Source organism: Frigoribacterium sp. PhB116 (assembly GCF_004364285.1).
In the GTDB taxonomy this organism is placed as follows: domain Bacteria; phylum Actinomycetota; class Actinomycetes; order Actinomycetales; family Microbacteriaceae; genus Frigoribacterium.
Genome location: NZ_SOBE01000001.1, coordinates 68,243 through 85,277, shown reverse-complemented (window position 1 = coordinate 85,277; position 17,035 = coordinate 68,243). Strand labels below are relative to the sequence as shown.

The window sequence follows — 17,035 nt, the reverse complement described above, 5'->3', positions numbered from 1 at the left end:
CATGACCACCACCGCACCCTCCCCCGCCGGCGCGACCGGCACCTCCTCGTCGCTGCCCGCCACGATGCAGGGCGTGTTCCTGCCCGGCGACCACACCGCCGAGCTGCGCACCCACGACGTGCCGACGCCCGGCCCCGGCCAGGTGCTCGTGCAGGTCGGCGCCAGCGGCATCTGCGGCAGCGACATCGGCTTCATCTACGGCGGCTACAAGACCCACAAGGGCCTCGACGGCGCGCCCGCTTACAAGGGCGTCGTCGCCGGTCACGAGCCCTCGGGGCGCATCGTCTCGGCGGGGCCGGGCGTGACCCGCTTCGGCGTCGGCGACGACGTGATCGTGTACCACATCCAGGGCTGCGGCCGGTGCCGCAACTGCCGCTCGGGCTACTTCATCAGCTGCACCGACCAGCCGCACAAGGCCTCGTACGGCTGGCAGCGCGACGGCGGCCACGCCGAGTACGTGCTCGTCGACGAGTCGACCTGCGTGCCGCTGCCCGACGGGCTCTCGTACGTCGACGGCGCCCTGATCGCGTGCGGCTTCGGCACCGCGTACGAGGGCCTCCGCCGCACGGGCGTGCACGGCGGCGAGGACCTGCTGGTCGTGGGCCTCGGCCCCGTCGGCCTGGCCTCCGCCATGCTCGGCCGGATGCTCGGTGCCCGTCGCGTGATCGGGGTCGAGCGCTCGCCCGAGCGCATCGAGTTCGTCCGCGCCACGGGCCTCGTCGACGACGTCGTGCTCGCCGACGACGACGCCGTGTCGAACGTCCTCGCCCTCACCGACGGCGTCGGCTGCCAGGTCGCCGTCGACTGCTCCGGCAGCACGCCCGGTCGGTCGACCGCGGTGGAGGCGGCGGCCGAGTGGGGCAGGGTCGGCCTGCTGGGCGAGGGCGGCCGGCTCGAGACCGAGGTCTCGGACACGCTGCTGCACAAGCAGCTCACCCTCACCGCCTCGTGGGTGACGTCGCTGCAGGGCATGGAGGACGTCGCGCGGATGATCGCCGAGGGCGGCCTCAGCCCCGAGATCGTGGTGTCGCACCGCCTCCCGCTCGGCCACGCCGACGAGGCGTACCGGATCGCGGCGGCCGGGGCGACCGGCAAGGTCGTGCTGGTGCCGGACGGCGCGCCGGTGCGCGAGGAGCCCGCGTCGCGGACGACGACCGTCGGGCACGCCGCCGCGGGGCACGCCGCCTCGTGACGGTCGTCGTCGAGCGGACCGGGCGGCCCGACCTGCCCCTCCTTCGCGTCACGACCGGCGAGCTGGTCCTGGTCTTCGCGCCGACCCGGGGCGGGCGGCTCCTGTCGCTCGTCGTCGACGGCCGCGAGCTGCTCTGGCAGAACCCCGTGCTCGTCGGCGCGGACCTCGTGCCCCTCGTGCCGGTGGCCGACTGGCCCGCGAACGACGGCGGCATGGACAGCTGGGCGAACCTCGGCGGCTCGAAGACCTGGCCGGCGCCGCAGGGCTGGTCGGGGCCGGACGAGTGGGCAGGCCCGCCCGATCCCGTCCTCGACTCGGGTCCGTGGACGGCCGAGTGGGAGGCGGACGACGCCGAGGCGACCGTGACGCTCACCAGCGGCGACGACCCGCGGACCGGGCTCCGCGTCGTCCGCGAGTTCCGCCTCCTCGACGGCACGTCGTCGTTCACCCAGCGGGTCACCTTCACGAACACGTCGGCGACGACGCGGCGCTGGTCGATCTGGGAGGTCTGCCAGGTCGACACCGGCGGCCCTGACGGCCGAGACGCCAGCGACTCGGTCGTCGTCGTGCCCCATGCTGCCTCGGCCGTCGAGCTCGACCTCGGCACGTACGAGGGCGAGCTGCACAGCGAGCGCCGCGGCCACGACGTGGTCCTGCCGCTCGGCACGGGCGTCGCCAAGCGCGGCTACCCGTCCGCGTCGGGGTCGGTGGAGCTGCACGGCCCCGACGGGCTCGAGATCGGCCTCGCGACGTCGCCGGAGGCAAGGACGGGCACCTGGCCCGACGGAGGCTCGAAGGTCGAGGTCTGGCTGCAGCGGCCCACCGCCGCCCCGATCGAGTCGCTGGAGGGCCTGCACCCCTCAGCCCACCTCGTCGAGCTCGAGGTGCTCGGGCCGCTGACGACCCTGGCGCCCGGCGCGACGTCGACCCTCGACGTCGAGTGGATCACCGCGCGGCCTTGACCTCTGCAAGTCGGCGAGTTCCGGTGCCCCTCGGCGGGTGGGCGCCGACCTGCCGCCGGCGACGGGAACCCGGCGAAGCGGAGCACGCGCGCTCAGCTCGGCTCGGCGGGCCCCTGTGCAAGTCGGCGGGTCGTCGTGCCCCCCGGCGGGTGGGCGCCCGCCCGCCGGGGCCGACGGGAACCCGCCGAAGCGGAGCGCGCCGCCCGCACACGGTATCGTCGTCCGTCGACATCGAGCACGTCGGCACGGCGCAGGAGGGGACGAACGGTGGACGAGACAGCAGCCCCAGCCCCAGCCCCCGAGGCGGCAGCTCCCGGAGGCCCCCTCACCCGCGACGACGTGCGCGACGTGTGGGAGGCGGACCCGACCTGGGCGCTCCTCCGCAGCACGAACAGCCGCTGGGTCGTCGCCCTCTTCTCCGAGCACCTCGAGCAGGCCGAGGGCCCGGTCTCGGCCGACTGGTTCCACCAGCGTGTCGCCGACGCCCTCGAGCAGAACAACACGGAGCAGAACAGCACCGAGCGGAACAGCACCGAGCAGCCGGCCCACGACCAGGACCCTGCCGAGGAGGCGCGGCCCGCGCCGGCCCCGGACGGCTCCGCACCCGAGACGCGCGCCACCCCGGCGGACTACTGCCGCAGCTGGGTCGACGCCCGGTGGCTCGTCCGCACCCGCGCCTCCTCGGCGGACACGGCCCGTGCCGAGTACCGGCTCTCGCCGCACGCGCTGCGGGCGCTGCGCATCGTGCGCGAGCTCGTCGAGGCCGACAACTCCGTCAGCGAGGCGCGGCTCGGCAGCATCGCGAACGCCGTCCGGCAGCTGGCCGGGCTCGCCGACCCGAGCGTCGAGTCGCAGCTCGGCCGGATCGACGCGCAGCTCGCCGACCTGCAGCGTCGGCGCGACCGGATCGAGCAGCACGGCACCGAGCCGGTCCCCCTCGACGCGCTGAGCCGTCAGCTGCACGAGGTCGTCCGGCTGACGGCGTCGCTGCCCGCCGACTTCCGGCAGCTGAGCGCGATGGTCGAGCAGCGGCACCGTGAGGTCGCCCGCCGTGCCGCGAGCGAGGACCTCGGCAAGGGAGCGCTCGTCGACCAGTACCTCCGCGAGAACGACCTGCTCGAGCAGACGCCCGAGGGGCGGGCCTACCGCGGCTTCGCGCAGATGCTGTCGTCGAGCGAGATCGACCAGATGCGTGCCGACATCGAGACGGTCCTCGCCCAGCCGGACGCCGCCTCCCAGATCGGCGAGCGCCAGCGCGCCCAGCTCGAGCAGCTCATCTCGTCGCTGCTCGCCGAGGAGCAGGCCGTGCAGGAGACGTACGGCCGCTGGACGTCGTCGCTCCGCCGGTTCCTCAGCCGCTCGGGCGCCGACCGGCACCAGCGGCTGCTCGCCCTCGCCGACCGCGCCCTCGACGCCGGTGCCGCCTGGGCCGAGCAGCGGCCGGGAGCTGCCGTGCTGCCCGCCGACGTGCTCGGCCTCGGCCCGCTCGACGCCGTCGACCTCACGCAGCTGCAGCTCTGGAGCGAGCGCGGCCGGCATACCGTCGACGTGCAGGTCACCGAGGGCGACCTCGCCCTGCCCGAGGCCGACCGCGTCGCGCTGCGCCTGACCGCCGGCACGAGCCCCGCCGCCGTCGCGGGCACGCTCGACCGGCTCCTCGCAGAGCGTGCCGAGGTGTCGAGCACCGACGTGTGGCTCGCCACCGAGCCCGAGTTCCGCCGCCTCGGCCTCGTGCTGAGCATGCTCGACCTCGCCGTCGACCGGGGCCTCGTCACCGACGACCGTGAGTCCGTCGTGCTCACCGCCGACGAGGGAGGCACGGGCCGCGAGGTCGTGCTGCCCCGCCTCGTCTTCACGGCGCCGTCCTCCGCTGCGTCGGCAGGCGCTGCCTCCGCCGACGCGGCTTCCCCGCTGCACCTCCAGGGAGACCCCTCATGACCGATGCCCCCGTCGACACGACGCCCGAGGTCGAGGACGCCGCACCAGGCGCGGGCACCGGCACCGACGGCGTCGACACGGCCGCCGACGTCCTCGCCGCCCCCGGCACGCTCCCCCTCGCCGGTCGTCGTGCGCTCGTCACCCTGTTGACCCACCGCTTCGTCTCGCGGGCGAGGCAGAAGGAGGCGTGGGCCGACCTCCTGGCGCACGAGGCCGACATCCGCGCCCGCCTGTCCGAGCTGTTCCTCGACCTCGAGGTCGACCACGGTCACGAGGTCGCGTTCAAGCGGCAGTCGGGCGGCGACGACGCCCCCGTGCTGCTGCGCCGCGAGAAGCCCCTGTCGCGCGACGCATCGTTCCTGCTCGTGTTCCTCCGGCGCGAGCACGCGTACACCGACGGCGACGACGAGGCCGTCGTCGTCTCGCGTGACCAGGTCGCCGAGTTCCTCGGCAGGTTCCACGACGACACGGGCCGCGACGAGGTGCGGGCCGACCGACGCGTCGACGCCGCCATCGCCGCCATGGTGTCGCGCGACCTGCTCGAGCCCGAGCCCGACGACCCGCAGCTCTTCACCGTCTCGCCCGCGATCGTCCCCCTGGTCCGACCCGAACAGCTGGCGCACCTCGAGCAGGTGTACCTCGACGCCGCAGGAGGCGCGGGTCCCGACGTCGAGGTCGGTCCCGACCTCGACGAGGCCGAGCCGGACACGGAGACGGACGCAGAGGCCGTCGGGGTGCTCGACGGCCCCGAGTCCGACACGGAGGCCGACGAGGCCCACACGGACACGGACCCCGACGAGCCCGACGCCGACGAGCACGCCCCCGACCCCACGGCGGTCGCGCTCGACCTCGACCTCCCGCTCGACCTCCCCCGCGACACGGAAGCAGACCCGGCATGACCCCCGCCTCCCCCGCCGACGAGACGACCGACACCGCAACCGAGACCCCCGCGCTCGACGTCGACGTCGCCCCGGACGACGCCCCCGACCTCGGCATGTTCCACTCCGGCCAGTACCGCATCGAGCTCGTGCAGCTGCTCAACTGGGGCAGCTACGCGGGCCTGCACCGGATGCCGGTCGGGCGCGGCGGCATCGCGATCCTCGGCCCGACCGGCCGCGGCAAGTCGACCGTGCTCGACGCGATGAGCGCCGTCATCATGCCGAACCCGCAGGAGTTCAACCGCGCGGCCCGCGACGACTCCCGCCAGCGCTCCGAGCGCACCGTCTACAGCTACGCCCGCGGCAAGACCGACGAGGTGCGCGACGCGGCCTCCGACCAGACGACGACGCGGTTCCTCCGTCCGCTCGGGGAGGCGTTCGCGAGCGGCTCGGCCATCACCTGGAGCACCGAGCTCGGCGAGACCCTCACCGCCGTCCGCCTCGCCTGGATCGGTCCCGAGACGTCCAGCCAGGACGAGGTCACCCAGTCGACCGTCTACCTGCTCGTCCGCGGTCGCTTCGACCTCAGCCGCCTGACCGAGGCCCGCCGCGACCCCACCAGCACCTCCCCGCTGACGAAGAGCTCGCTCAGCCGCCTCGTCGACCCCGCGCACGACCTCGTGACCTACTCGCAGCCCGAGCTGCGCGTCCGGCTCTGCGGCGTGCTCGGCATCGGCGGCAGCGACGAGTCGCAGCTCAAGGCGTTGACGCTGCTGCGCCGTGCACAGGCGTCGAAGGGCGTCTTCTCGATCGACGAGCTCTTCACGCAGTTCGTGCTGACGCAGCCCAAGGCCCTGAGCCGCTGGGAGACGACGCTCAGCACCTACCGCGAGGCCTCGCAGCTCTACGACGTCTTCGAGACGACCCGCAAGAAGCTCGAGGTGCTCGAGCCCGTGCCTGCCCTCGCCGAGCAGTGGCAGGCCGCGGGCGACGACGCGACGGCCAAGCGACGACTGCTGGCCGAGGGCGACGAGCCCGGCGCCGAGCCGAGCCGTCTGCGCGTCTGGCTGGCCGGCAAGGTCGGCGACTGGGTGGGCGGCGAGGTCGACCGCGTCCAGCTCGCGAAGCGCGAGGCGACCGAGACGAGGAGGCGCGCGGCCGACGACGAGGAGGTCGCGCTCCGTGCCCGTGAGCAGGCCCTCGCGCAGATCGCCGACCTCGGCGGCGATCCCTCGCACTCCCTCCGCGAGCAGGTGCGCTGGGCCGAGGACGCGCTCGCCCGCGTCGAGGCGCAGCACCGACGCTTCGCCGCGCCGCTCGAGGGCGTCGGCGAGGCCGTGCCGACCTCGGCCGACGAGCTCGAGGCCCTGCGCGGTCGTGCGTCCTCGCTCGCCGCCGAGGAGAAGACCGCCCGCCGCGAGCACGACGAGCTGCGCGGCGAGCTCGCCGCCCGGATCGCCGAGACGCGTCGTGCGGTGGGCGAGCGCCAGCGCCAGAAGGAGTCGTTCGAGCGCCGCCGCAGCAACGTGCCCGACGAGGCCGTCGAGCGTCGCCGTCGCATCGCGGACGGCACCGGCGTCCCCGTCTCCCGACTGCCCTACGCGGGCGAGCTGATGGAGGTCGCCCCCGAGCACCGCGACTGGAGCACCGCGGTCGAGCGGGTGCTCGGCGAGCTGGCCACGCACCTCCTCGTCGACTCGGACGACTTCGCGGCCGTCCGCCGTTTCGTCGACGCCGAGGACATGCGCGGCCGCGTCACGCTCGTGCCCGCGACCCCGGACCTCACGCCGCGTCTCGAGTCGGTCGCCCGCACGGTGCCGTCGATGCTCGTGCTCGACCAGGCGAGCCCGTTCCGCGGCTGGCTGCACGACGAGCTCGTCGCCGAGCGCAGCGTCCTCTGCGTCGAGGGCGCCGACGACCTCGACGCGCCGTTGCCCGCCGGCGCGCGCGGGGCCGTGACCCGGGCGGGTCTCCGCACCGGAGGCGGTCGTCGCGTCACGAAGGACGACCGGCGGATCCGCTCGTGGATCGGTCTCGACAACGCCGCGCGCGTCGCCGAGCTGGGCGACGAGATCGACGAGCTGACCCGCTCGCTCGACGCTGCCCGGGCCGAGTGGGACGCAGCCGAGACCGTCGCCGGCGCACGCCGCCGCGTCGTCGAGACGATCGAGCGCGCCGTCGAGACGAGCTGGTCGGACGTCGACGCCGCCCCGGCCCGCGCCCGGCTCGACGACCTGCGCGGCCAGCTCGAGCGGGTCGCCCTCGAGCGTCCCGAGGTCGCGACGCTGCAGGCCGCCGCCGCCGAGCACGACGAGGCCCGGCTCGAGGCCGTCCGTCGCGGGGCCGAGGTGCAGCAGGTCCTCGACCAGCTCGAGCAGACCCACGCGACCCTGGTCGACATCGAGGACGCGTTCAGCGACGCCCTGCACGGCGCCGACCCGCTCGACGACCACGAGCGCGCCTTGCTCAGCACCCTGCCGTTCACGGCGCCGCGCGAGGCGGCCGACGTCGAACGGTCGCGCCGCGACGCCGCCGCCCAGCTGCGGTCGCAGATCGACGCGCACGACCGCGAGCGGGGCCAGCACGAGCTGACCCTCGAGCTCGTCTTCGCGCGCTACCTCGAGCTCGACCGCAACGCCGGGATCGACGCGACGATCGACAGCTTGCCCGCCGTGCTCGCCATCCACCGCGGGCTCGTCGACGACGACCTGCCGCACGCGAAGGAGAGCTGGCTCGAGAAGGCCGGCAGCGACATGGGCGACAGCCTCCGCGCGCTGCTCGTCCAGATCGAGGAGGACGGCCACGTCATCCGGCGCGGCGTCCGCCCCATCTCGGAGGCGCTCCGGGCGATCGAGTTCCGTGAGGGCTCGACGCTGGACATCGAGCCGCGTCCCGTGTCGAACAGCGACCTGGCCGATTTCCGGCGCACCCTGCGCGAGCACCTGGGCGACGCGCGCGGGTCGGTGCGCGGTGCCGGGCCTGACGCGGGCTCGAGCGCAGGAGGCGCTGGCCCGGCTGGCACGTCCATCCCGTCTCGGGAACCGGCCGAGGTCGAGCGACGGTTCCTCCGCCTCCGGCGCGATCTGGCCCACCTCGAGGAGCGCTCGAAGGTCGGCGACGCGTGGCGCCGCCGGGTGCTCGACGCGCGGGAGCACTTCCAGTTCCGGGCGATCGAGACCAGGGCCGACGGCACCCAGATCGTGCACGAGGGCGTGGCAGGCAAGTCGGGCGGCGAGGGCCAGGAGCTGATCGCGTTCGTGCTCGGCGCCGCCCTGCGGTTCCGGCTCGGCGACGGCACCGACCGGGTGCCGACCTACGCGCCGATCGTGCTCGACGAGGGCTTCGTCAAGGCCGACACGGAGTACACCGGCCGCGCACTGTCGGCGCTGCGCTCGCTCGGGTTCCAGCTCGTCGTGGGAGCCCCGCGCGACAAGGTCGCCGCCTTCGAGCAGCACGTCGAGAGCGTGGCCTACATCTCGAGCGACCCGACCCGCCCCGAGCTCTCGCGCATCTGGCCGCTCACGATCCGCGAGGCGATGGAGGTCGAGCGCCACGGCCTCGACCCGGCCCTGCTCGGCTAGCTCAGGCCGCCTCCCCCGCCCGGGCTGCCGAGTGGTCAGCAACGGTCCTCCCCTGCAGTTCAAGGGACACGTGCTGACCACTCGGCAGCGCACACCTCCTCGTCTGCACCCACAGCCACTTCCGGATGTCGGCGGGTTCCCGTCACCCGCGGCGGGTCGGCGCCCACCCGCTGTCGACGATGGGAACCCGCCGCACACGACAATCACCTGCCCGCAACGACGGCGACCCGCCGACTTCGGACGCAAGAGCCTCGTGGCAGGTTCGGGCTCGGGCTCGGGCTCGGACACGCTCAACGAGTCGCCCCGAATTGCTGTCTCACACCGCTCGGAGCAGCACTTCGGGGCAACTCTCTCGATGCGCGGCAGGGAGGGGACGAGCGGCGTCAGAGGGCGCGGGTGGGCGGGCCCGTGTAGTCGGCGAGGAAGCCCTTCGGCAGCGGGCCCTTGATGCGCTGGCCGGACTGCGACTCCTCCCAGGCGTGCGCGAGGATGCCGACCGATCGCGACAGCACGAAGAGGCCGCGCGCGAGCTCCGGCTCGATGCCGAGCTCGCCGTAGACGACGGCCGAGACCCCGTCGATGTTCATCGGGACGTCCTTGGCCGCCAGCTCGTCCTCGATCGCCAGGGCAGCGGCGAGGTGCTTGCCCGCCACGACGCCGTCGTCGCGTGCCCGCTCGACGAGCGTCAGCAACGGGTCCCGACGGGGATCACGCGGGTGCCACCGGTGGCCGAAGCCCGGCACGAAAGCGCCGCGCGCCCTGTACGAGGCCACGAGGGAGGCGGCGAGCTCGTCCAGAGGACGCCCGCCACCCAGCCCGCCTGCCCCGCCGATCCCGTCAGCGCGCGAGCCCTCGCCCGCACTGGAACCCTCGTGTGCCGCGACCATCTCGTTCAGCAGCGCGACGCACTGCTGGCCCGCGCCTCCGTGGGTGTCGCCCAGCACGTTGACCCCGTTCGCGATGGCCGAGTTGAGGCCGACGCCCGAGGTCGCCGCCATGCGCGCGCTCGCGATCGACGGTGCCTGCGGTCCGTGGTCGACGCTCGCCACGAGGGCGGCCTCGAGCAGGGCGGCCTGCTGCGGGGAGGGCAGCTCGCCGCGCGTCATCAGCCACACCGTGCTGATGAAGTCGACGTTCCCGATCAGCTGCTGCACGGGGTAGCCGCGCAGCTCGATGACCCCGGGCTCGATCTTCGTGATCGCGGTCGACCACCACGCCGTCGTCGAGGCCAGCCGCGCCTCGAGCCGGGCGTTCTCGGCCCGGGACGCGGCGAGCTGCTCCTCGAGCGAACCAGCACCGGCACCGGCACCCGCACCCGCACCAGCACCAGCACCAGCACCAGCACCAGCACCAGCCGCGGTAGCACCCGCACCCGACGCGCTCACACCGCACCTTCCTCGTGCAGCGCCCGGATCTCGGCGGCTCCGTACCCGAGCTCGGCCAGCACCTCGTCCGTGTGCTCCCCGAGCAGGGGCGGCGACACGGTGGGCCTGCCCGGCACCCCGTCGATGCGGATCCCGTGCCCCATGACGCGCAGCGGGTCATCGCCGACGGCTCCCCCGGGGAACGGCAGCGAGTGCACCAGCTCCCGGTCACGCACCTGCGGGCTGTCGAGCATCTCGGCGACCGTGAGGACGGCGGCGGCCGGCACGCCCGCGTCGCTCAGCGCTTCCTCCCACGAGAGAGCGGACCGCGAGGCGAGAGCCGCCTCGAGCTCGGCGGTGAGCGCCGCTCGGTGCGTCTTGCGCGCCTCCCGCTCGGCGAACCGCGGGTCGGCGACGAGGTCGGGGCGGCCGACGACGCCGCAGAGCAGCTCGAACTGCTCCTGCTTGTTGGCGGCGATGTTGAGGGCGCCGTCGCCCGTCGCGAAGGTGCCCGAGGGAGCGGCCGTGCTGTTGTCGTTGCCGAGCGGACGCGGCTCGGTGCCCGCGACGAGGTGGTTCGAGACGACCCAGCCCATCGCGGTCGCGGCCGTCTCGAGCATGGACACGTCGATGACCGAGCCGACCCCGGTCCGTTCCCGCCCGAGCAGGGCCGACGAGATGGCGAAGGCGGCGGCGAGCCCGCCGAGGGTGTCCGCGATCGGGTAGCCGGCCCGCAGCGGCGCGGTCTCGGGGGTCCCGGTGACGCTCATCATCCCCGAGCTGCCCTGGATGATCTGGTCGTAGGCCGGCTTCGAGCGCAGCGGTCCGGTCTGCCCGAAGCCCGAGATCGCGGCGTAAACGAGCCGCGGGTTGATCGCGCGGAGCGCGTCCCAGCCGAAGCCGAGCCGCTCGAGCACCCCGGGCCGGAAGTTCTCGAGCAGCACGTCCGACTCCGCGACCGCCCTTCGGAGCACCTCCGCGCCTCCCTCGGTCTTGAGGTCGACCGTCAGCGAGCGCTTCTGGGCGTTCTGCGCCAGGAACGAGATGCCGAGGAGGCGCCCGTTCAGCTCCGCAGACGCGCCGAGCTGGCGGGCCAGGTCGCCGCCCCTCGGCGTCTCCACCTTGATCACGTCGGCTCCGAGCAGCGCCAGCTGGTAGGCCGCGTACGGCCCGGCGAGCACGTTCGTCATGTCGAGGACGCGGATCCCCTCGAGCGGGCGAGGGCCGGCAGACGAGCCAGCCCCCGCCGCGGCACCGGCTCCTGCGGGTGGGGCGTCGGTCACGCGTTCTCCTTCTCTCGAGCGAGCTCGCCGCCGCCGCCGGCGAGGCCGCGCGCCGCCCGGCGACGCGCACGGATCTTCGTGAACGCGGCCCCCGCGACGGCGATCACCAGCACGGCGTACAGCGTCACGGTGATCCCGCTCGACACGAGGATCGACGGGTCGCCCTCGCTCACGAGCAGCGCCCGGCGGAACTCCGTCTCGGCGAGCGGGCCGAGGATGATCGCGATCAGCATCGGCGCGACGGGCAGCCCGTAGCGTCGCATGAGGAACCCGATCAGCCCGATCACGGTGACGAGCGCCAGGTCGAGGATCTTGCTGCTCGTCGCGTAGACGCCGAGCATCGCGAAGACGGTGATGCCCGCGTAGAGGTAGTGGCGCGGCACCTTCAACAGCTTCGCCCAGAGCGGCGCGAACGGCAGGTTCAGGATGAGCAGCACGACCATGCCGACGAAGAAGCTCGCGAGCAGGGCCCAGACGAGGTCCGGCGCGCGGTCGAAGAGCAGCGGCCCCGGCTGCAGGCCGTACTGGCGGAACGCGGCCAGCAGGATCGCCGCGGTGGCCGACGTGGGAAGGCCGAGCGCCAGCAGCGCGCCCATCGCGGTGCCGGCGGTGGCGTTGCCTGCCGCCTCTGGCCCGGCGACGCCCTGGATGGCGCCCCGACCGAACATGGGCGACTTCCGTCGGGAGTCGAGCCTCTTCTCCGTGCCGTAGGCGAGGAACGTCGGCACCTCGGCGCCGCCGACCGGGATGATGCCGAACGGGATGCCGATCGCCGTGCCGCGCAGCCACGCGGGTGCGGCGAGCCGCAGCTCGCGCCGCGACAGCCAGAGGCGACCGGTCGAGCGCAGCAGCTGCGTCTCGTCGCGCGAGCCGCGGCGAGCGGCGACGCTGAACACCTCGCCGAGGGCGAGCAGGCCGACCGTGATCACGACGATGTCGATGCCGTCGAAGAGCTCGGGCACGCCGGCGGTGAAGCGCGAGGCGCCCGAGATGCCGTCGATGCCGACCACCGAGATCGCGAGGCCGATCGCGAGGGCGCCGAGGCCCCGGACGACCGACTCGGTCACGACCGCCGAGATCGCCACGAAGGCGAACACCGCCAGCGCGAGGTACTCGGCCGGCCCGAACAGCGTGGCCAGCTCGGCGAGCCGCGGAGCGAAGAACACCACGAGGATCGACGCGACGATGCCGCCGATGAACGCGCCGATCGCCGACGTGGCGAGCGCCTGCGCGGCCCGGCCGCTCGTGGCCATCTTGTGGCCCTCGATCGTGCCGGCGATGGCCGTGCTGTTGCCCGGAGTGTTCATCAGGATGCCCGAGATCGAGTCGCCGAACAGGCCGCCGAAGAGCACCCCGGCGAACATGATGAAGGCGCCGATCGGGTCGAGCGAGAAGGTGACCGGCAGGAGGAGCGCGACGGCCATCGCGGAGCCGAGGCCGGGCAGCACGCCCACCGCGGTCCCGAGCAGGGCACCGATGAGCACCCAGAGCATGTTGATCGGCGTGAGGACGGTGGCGAAGCCGTCGCCGAGGTTCGCGAGCGACTCCATCAGAGGATCCCTCCCAGGACGCCCGGAGGCAGGTTGAGGCCGAGGCCGGCCGAGAAGGCGAGCTGCACGATCGAGGAGATCGCGAGCGACAGGGGGATGTCGAACAGCGGTCGCTGGCTGCCCAGCGCCCGGGCGACGCCCCAGAACAGCAGGGCGCCCGAGAGCAGCCAGCCGAGCGGGGTGAGCGCCGCGATGAACACGACGACGGTCAGCAGCGCGCCGAGCAGCGCACGGTGGTTGCTCGTCGGGCGGAGCGCCTGCGGCTCCCCCTCCTCGTCGAGCACGAGGTCGTCGTCGGGCTGGCCGGGGGCCGCGGGCTGCGCGACCTCGACGCTCTCCGACTCGGGCTTGCGCAGCACGTCGATCGCGAGCAGCACGGCGAGCACGATCACCAGCGCGGCGATCAGCGAGGGGAAGACCTGCGGGCCGGGCGAGGCCGTGTTGGCGGGCACCTCCATCGTCACCGTGCCGACCACGAGGCCGAGCCCGATGACGAGCATCAGCGCCGGGACGATCAGCCCGGTGCGGCGGCGCCAGAAGCCGTCGGCGACGACCACGGCGCGACGGGTGACCGAGACGGTCCGGATGACGCCGCTCACAGGCCCAGCTCCTCGATGATCGCGTCGACACGGGCCTGGTCCTCGGCGATGAACTCGACGAAGTCGTCGCCGGTCACCACCGCCGGCTCCCACGAGTTGCGGCGCAGGGTGTCCTGCCACTCGTCGGACGCGACCATCTCGTCGATTATCGCGACGAGCTCGTCCCGCTCGGCGGTCGTGATCCCCGCCGGGGCGACGATGCCGCGCCAGTTGGGCAAGTTGATGTCGATGCCCTGCTCGATGAAGGTGGGGGCGTCGATCTCGTCGACGGGCTCCTCGGCCGAGAGGGCGAGGGCGCGCAGGTTGCCGGCCTCGATCTGGTCGCTGAACTCGTTGTAGCCGCTGACGCCGATCTCGACCGTGCCCGACAGCAGTGCGGTGAGCACCTCGCCGCCGCCCGGGTACGACACGTAGTTGATCTCGCCGGGGTCGACGCCGACCTCGCGGGCGAACAGCCCCGCGAGGAGGTGGTCGGTGCCGCCCAGCCCGCCGCCGCCGATCGCGTGGCTGGAGGGCGCCTCCTGCCAGGCCTCGACGAAGTCGTCGATGGTCTCGTAGGGCGAGTCCTCGGGGACGATGAAGACCTCGTAGTCCTCGGCGAGCTTGGCGATCGGCGTCGTGTCCTCGAGATTCACGCTCGAGCCCTGCACGGTGATCGCGCCCTCCATGACCGTGCCGGTCATCATCAGGGTCGTCGGGTCGGGGTCGAAGTCGGCGAACTGGGTCAGGCCGATGGTGCCGCCCGCGCCGGGCACGTTGACCACCTGGACGTTGTTCACGATGGAGGCGGCCCGCAGCGCCTGCTGCGCCTCGCGGGCCGCGAGGTCCCAGCCACCGCCGGGCGCGGCCGGGGCCATCACCGTCAGCTTGGCTCTCGGATCGGCTCCCGCGGTGCCGTCCCCGGCGTCCACGGCGGCGAAGCCGACGAGCACGGCGGTGACGGCGACGCCGACTCCCCCGAGCAGGCGGCGCCGCGTCTTGTCGTTCGGTCTGGCCACGTTCACTCCCTTGTGACGTCGGACGGGCATCCACTAGGTGGATGTCTGTGTCCGCCTGATGGTAGCTTCGCGTCGAGACATCGTGCAAGGCGGACCGCACAGGACGGTCCGGAGGCGCGGGTCGGGACGAGAGGTCGGCGATGGTCACGGAAGCGAGCGGGGTCCGCGCCGTCAGCCGCGCCCTCGACGTGCTGCAGGCGTTCACGCCCGAGCGCACCTCCCTGTCGATCGGCGAGCTCGTCAAGGCCGCCGGGCTGCCGCGCACCACCGTGCTCCGCCTGGTCGAGACCCTCGTCGCCGAGCGCATGCTGCAGCACGTCGCCGACGGCCGCGTCGCCGTCGGCACGCGCCTGATCCGCTGGGGAGCCTTCGCCTCCGCCGCCTGGACCGTGCCCGAGGCGACCGCCGCCCGCATGGCCGAGCTGGCTGCCGAGACGGGCGAGACCGTCAGCCTCTACGTGCGGAGCGGCACGACCCGCGTCGTCGTCGCCCAGTCGCCGAGCCCGCACTCGCTGCGGCACGTCGTCCAGGTCGGCGACGAGCTGCCGCTGTGGAAGGGCGCGGCCGGGATGGTGCTGCTGAGCTCGGTCGCGCCGGAGGCACTCGGCGCCGAGGTGGCGGCGCTGGCCGCCACGGTCGCCGGAGCGGGCGCCGGGTCAGGCACCGGGTCAGGCGCCGGTGCACCGTCTGCATCCGGGGCTGGCTCGAACGTCGGTTCCGCTGCCGAGGTCGTCGACGAGGAGGCGCTGGTCGCCCGCGTCGAGCAGGCCCGGGCCGCCGGCTGGTCGCTGTCGCACGGCGTGCGCGAGCCCGGCAACAGCGGCATGGCGGTGCTGGTCCGCAGTCGCGACGGAGCGCAGCCCGTGGCGCTGGCGCTCGGCGGACCCACCAGCCGGTTCACCGACGAGGCGACCGCGCGGTTCCTCGGGGCACTGCAGGCCGCCTCCTCGGACATCGCCCGCACCGGGCTGCCGCCCGCCCTCGACTGACCCCGGCCCCGGCCCGGGCGACGTCGCCGCGGGTCACCACCCCGAACGACAGGAGCGACGATGCCCCAGCCCGACCCGCAGCAGCCCGAGACCGCCGGATCCCCCGCACCGGGGCCCGTCGGCGCCGGGCCCGACGCCCGACCCGCCGCCTTGCCCGCCGCGGGCGAGCTGCCCGTGGCCACGATCTCGGACGCGATGGAGCGGTTCGGCGTCGCCGAGGGCATCCGTCCGCTCTGGCGCGGGGCGGCTCTGTCGGGGCGCGCCTTCACCGTCTGGACCCGCCCCGGCGACAACGCCGGCCTGCACGCCGCGTTCGAGCAGATCAGGAGGGGCGAGATCCTCGTCGTGTCCGGCGGCGGCGACGAGACGCGGGCGCTGATCGGCGAGCTCGTCGCCGAGAAGGCGCTCGCGTTGGGGGTCGGCGGGATCGTGCTCGACGCCGCAGCCCGCGACGTGGTCGAGCTGGAGCGCGTCGGCGTCCCCGTGTTCGCCCGGGCCGTGACTCCTGCCGGGCCGTGGAAGACCGGCCCGTACCGACTCGGCGAGACCGTGGCCGTCGGCGGGGTCGCCGTGGCTCCGGGCGACTGGGTCGTCGGCGACGACGACGGCGTGGCGGTCGTGCCCGCGGGTCGCGTCGACGACGTGGTCGCGGCGACGCACGAGCTGCTGCGCGGCGAGGGCGAGCGGCGCGAGGCGAACCGGCGGCTGGTGCCGCGTGGCTGAGGGCGACGATGCCCGGCCCGTCGTGTGGGTGCCGCGTCCGATCGACGACGCGGTCGTGGAGTCCCTGGCGGAGTGGGCCGACGTGCGTCTCGGCTGGGGCGCGACGGCCGCCTCCTGGGCTGACATCGCTCCGGAAGTGCAGGGCGTCCTGCTCCGCACCGCCCGCGTCGACGGAGCGATGATGCGCGAGGCCCCGCGGCTGCGGATCGTCGCCCGTCACGGGGTCGGGCTCGACACCGTCGACGTGGCCGCCGCCGCCGAGCTCGGCGTCGAGGTCACGACGACGCCCGCGGCCAACAGCCGGTCGGTCGCGGAGCTCGCCGTCGCCCTGCTCATGGTCACGCGCCGCGGGCTCGGCCCGGCACTCGCGAGTGCCGGCGCCGGAGCCGGAGCCGATCCCAGCGCGGCCGCGCCCGGCGACCGCGCGTCCATGACCGGACGTGAACTCACCGGAGCCACCCTCGGCCTGCTCGGCTACGGCCGCATCGCGCAGCTCGTCGCCGGCATCGCCCGTGACGGACTCGGCATGCGCGTCGTCGCACACGACCCGCACCTCGGTGACGACGCGATCCGCGGGGCCGGAGCCGAGCCCGCCGGTCTCGACGACCTCCTCCGCGCCTCCGACGCCCTCAGCGTCCACGTGCCCCTCACCGACGCGACCCGCGGCCTGATCTCGGCTCGCGAGCTCGCCCTGCTCCCCGCGGGAGCGGTCGTGGTCAACACCTCACGCGGAGGCGTCGTCGACGAGGAGGCGCTGGTCGCCGCCCTGGAGTCCGGTCACCTCGCGGGAGCCGGTCTCGACGTCACCTCGGTGGAGCCCCTGCCCGGCGACCACCCCCTGCGGCACCGCCCCGACGTCGTGCTCACCCCGCACGTCGGCGGGCAGACCCGCGAGGCGATGTCCCGTGTCGGCCACGAGGCCGCTGCCCACCTCCGTCGGTCCCTCCTCCCTCTCCCCCAGGAGTGAACCGGCAAGAA

At 74.1% G+C, this 17,035-nt stretch carries 13 protein-coding genes; 8 read left to right on the top strand and 5 right to left on the bottom strand.

Going from position 1 to position 17,035, the window contains the following annotated elements; translation table 11 throughout:
• Position 1 precedes the first annotated feature (1 nt).
• From EDF20_RS00365 to EDF20_RS00345, 5 genes are all read left to right on the top strand, one after another.
• Positions 2-1,192 (top strand): zinc-binding dehydrogenase, encoded by a 1,191-nt coding sequence (locus EDF20_RS00365; RefSeq protein ID WP_208292562.1) that lies wholly within the window; start codon positions 2-4, stop codon positions 1,190-1,192.
• Positions 1,189-2,154 (top strand): hypothetical protein, encoded by a 966-nt coding sequence (locus EDF20_RS00360; RefSeq protein WP_133737376.1) that lies wholly within the window; start codon positions 1,189-1,191, stop codon positions 2,152-2,154. The genes EDF20_RS00365 and EDF20_RS00360 overlap by 4 nt, the downstream gene beginning before the upstream one ends.
• 267 nt (positions 2,155-2,421) lie before the next feature.
• Positions 2,422-4,092 carry a DUF3375 family protein gene (locus EDF20_RS00355; RefSeq protein ID WP_166644729.1) on the top strand — a complete coding sequence of 557 codons (1,671 nt, stop codon included), beginning with the start codon at positions 2,422-2,424 and terminating at the stop codon, positions 4,090-4,092.
• Positions 4,089-4,991 (top strand): DUF4194 domain-containing protein, encoded by a 903-nt coding sequence (locus EDF20_RS00350; protein ID WP_133737374.1) that lies wholly within the window; start codon positions 4,089-4,091, stop codon positions 4,989-4,991. Before EDF20_RS00355 ends, EDF20_RS00350 begins: the two co-directional genes overlap by 4 nt.
• Complete coding sequence (locus EDF20_RS00345; RefSeq protein WP_133737373.1) at positions 4,988-8,551, top strand: SbcC/MukB-like Walker B domain-containing protein; 3,564 nt, start codon at positions 4,988-4,990, stop codon at positions 8,549-8,551. The genes EDF20_RS00350 and EDF20_RS00345 overlap by 4 nt, the downstream gene beginning before the upstream one ends.
• Positions 8,552-8,934: 383 nt before the next feature.
• On the opposite strand, the gene EDF20_RS00340 is transcribed toward EDF20_RS00345, so the two are convergent.
• From EDF20_RS00340 to EDF20_RS00315, 5 genes are read right to left on the bottom strand one after another with little or no spacing between them, the layout of a single operon-like run.
• Positions 8,935-9,936: a citryl-CoA lyase gene (locus EDF20_RS00340; protein ID WP_243833315.1), complete on the bottom strand. Its 1,002-nt coding sequence runs from the start codon at positions 9,934-9,936 to the stop codon at positions 8,935-8,937.
• On the bottom strand, positions 9,933-11,198 hold the full coding sequence (locus EDF20_RS00330; RefSeq protein WP_243833314.1) for a CoA transferase: 1,266 nt from the start codon (positions 11,196-11,198) through the stop codon (positions 9,933-9,935). Before EDF20_RS00330 ends, EDF20_RS00340 begins: the two co-directional genes overlap by 4 nt.
• Positions 11,195-12,748, bottom strand: a complete 1,554-nt coding sequence (locus EDF20_RS00325) for a tripartite tricarboxylate transporter permease (RefSeq protein ID WP_123545388.1) — start codon at positions 12,746-12,748, stop codon at positions 11,195-11,197. Before EDF20_RS00325 ends, EDF20_RS00330 begins: the two co-directional genes overlap by 4 nt.
• On the bottom strand, positions 12,748-13,347 hold the full coding sequence (locus EDF20_RS00320; protein ID WP_199732283.1) for a tripartite tricarboxylate transporter TctB family protein: 600 nt from the start codon (positions 13,345-13,347) through the stop codon (positions 12,748-12,750). Before EDF20_RS00320 ends, EDF20_RS00325 begins: the two co-directional genes overlap by 1 nt.
• The gene (locus EDF20_RS00315; protein WP_243833313.1) at positions 13,344-14,345 is read right to left on the bottom strand and encodes a tripartite tricarboxylate transporter substrate-binding protein; all 1,002 of its coding nucleotides are present in this window, start codon (positions 14,343-14,345) and stop codon (positions 13,344-13,346) included. The genes EDF20_RS00320 and EDF20_RS00315 overlap by 4 nt, the downstream gene beginning before the upstream one ends.
• Positions 14,346-14,485: 140 nt before the next feature.
• Between EDF20_RS00315 and EDF20_RS00310 the strand changes: the two genes are divergently transcribed.
• The 3 genes from EDF20_RS00310 to EDF20_RS00300 are packed head-to-tail and all read left to right on the top strand — an operon-like array spanning position 14,486 to position 17,024.
• Entirely contained in the window at positions 14,486-15,334 is an 849-nt protein-coding gene (locus tag EDF20_RS00310; protein WP_123545384.1) for an IclR family transcriptional regulator, read from the top strand.
• Between the two features lie 60 nt (positions 15,335-15,394).
• Positions 15,395-16,057: a methyltransferase gene (locus tag EDF20_RS00305; protein ID WP_133737371.1), complete on the top strand. Its 663-nt coding sequence runs from the start codon at positions 15,395-15,397 to the stop codon at positions 16,055-16,057.
• Positions 16,050-17,024: an NAD(P)-dependent oxidoreductase gene (locus tag EDF20_RS00300; protein ID WP_208292561.1), complete on the top strand. Its 975-nt coding sequence runs from the start codon at positions 16,050-16,052 to the stop codon at positions 17,022-17,024. The genes EDF20_RS00305 and EDF20_RS00300 overlap by 8 nt, the downstream gene beginning before the upstream one ends.
• Positions 17,025-17,035 lie beyond the last annotated feature (11 nt).

What these genes read in the sequence shown, in the direction of transcription:
- EDF20_RS00365 (WP_208292562.1), top strand. Translation starts at nt 2, where the DNA reads ATGACCACCACCGCACCCTCCCCCGCCGGCGCGACCGGCACCTCCTCG.
- EDF20_RS00350 (WP_133737374.1), top strand. Translation starts at nt 4,089, where the DNA reads ATGACCGATGCCCCCGTCGACACGACGCCCGAGGTCGAGGACGCCGCA.
- EDF20_RS00345 (WP_133737373.1), top strand. Translation starts at nt 4,988, where the DNA reads ATGACCCCCGCCTCCCCCGCCGACGAGACGACCGACACCGCAACCGAG.
- EDF20_RS00325 (WP_123545388.1), bottom strand. Translation starts at nt 12,748, where the DNA reads ATGGAGTCGCTCGCGAACCTCGGCGACGGCTTCGCCACCGTCCTCACG.
- EDF20_RS00310 (WP_123545384.1), top strand. Translation starts at nt 14,486, where the DNA reads ATGGTCACGGAAGCGAGCGGGGTCCGCGCCGTCAGCCGCGCCCTCGAC.
- EDF20_RS00305 (WP_133737371.1), top strand. Translation starts at nt 15,395, where the DNA reads ATGCCCCAGCCCGACCCGCAGCAGCCCGAGACCGCCGGATCCCCCGCA.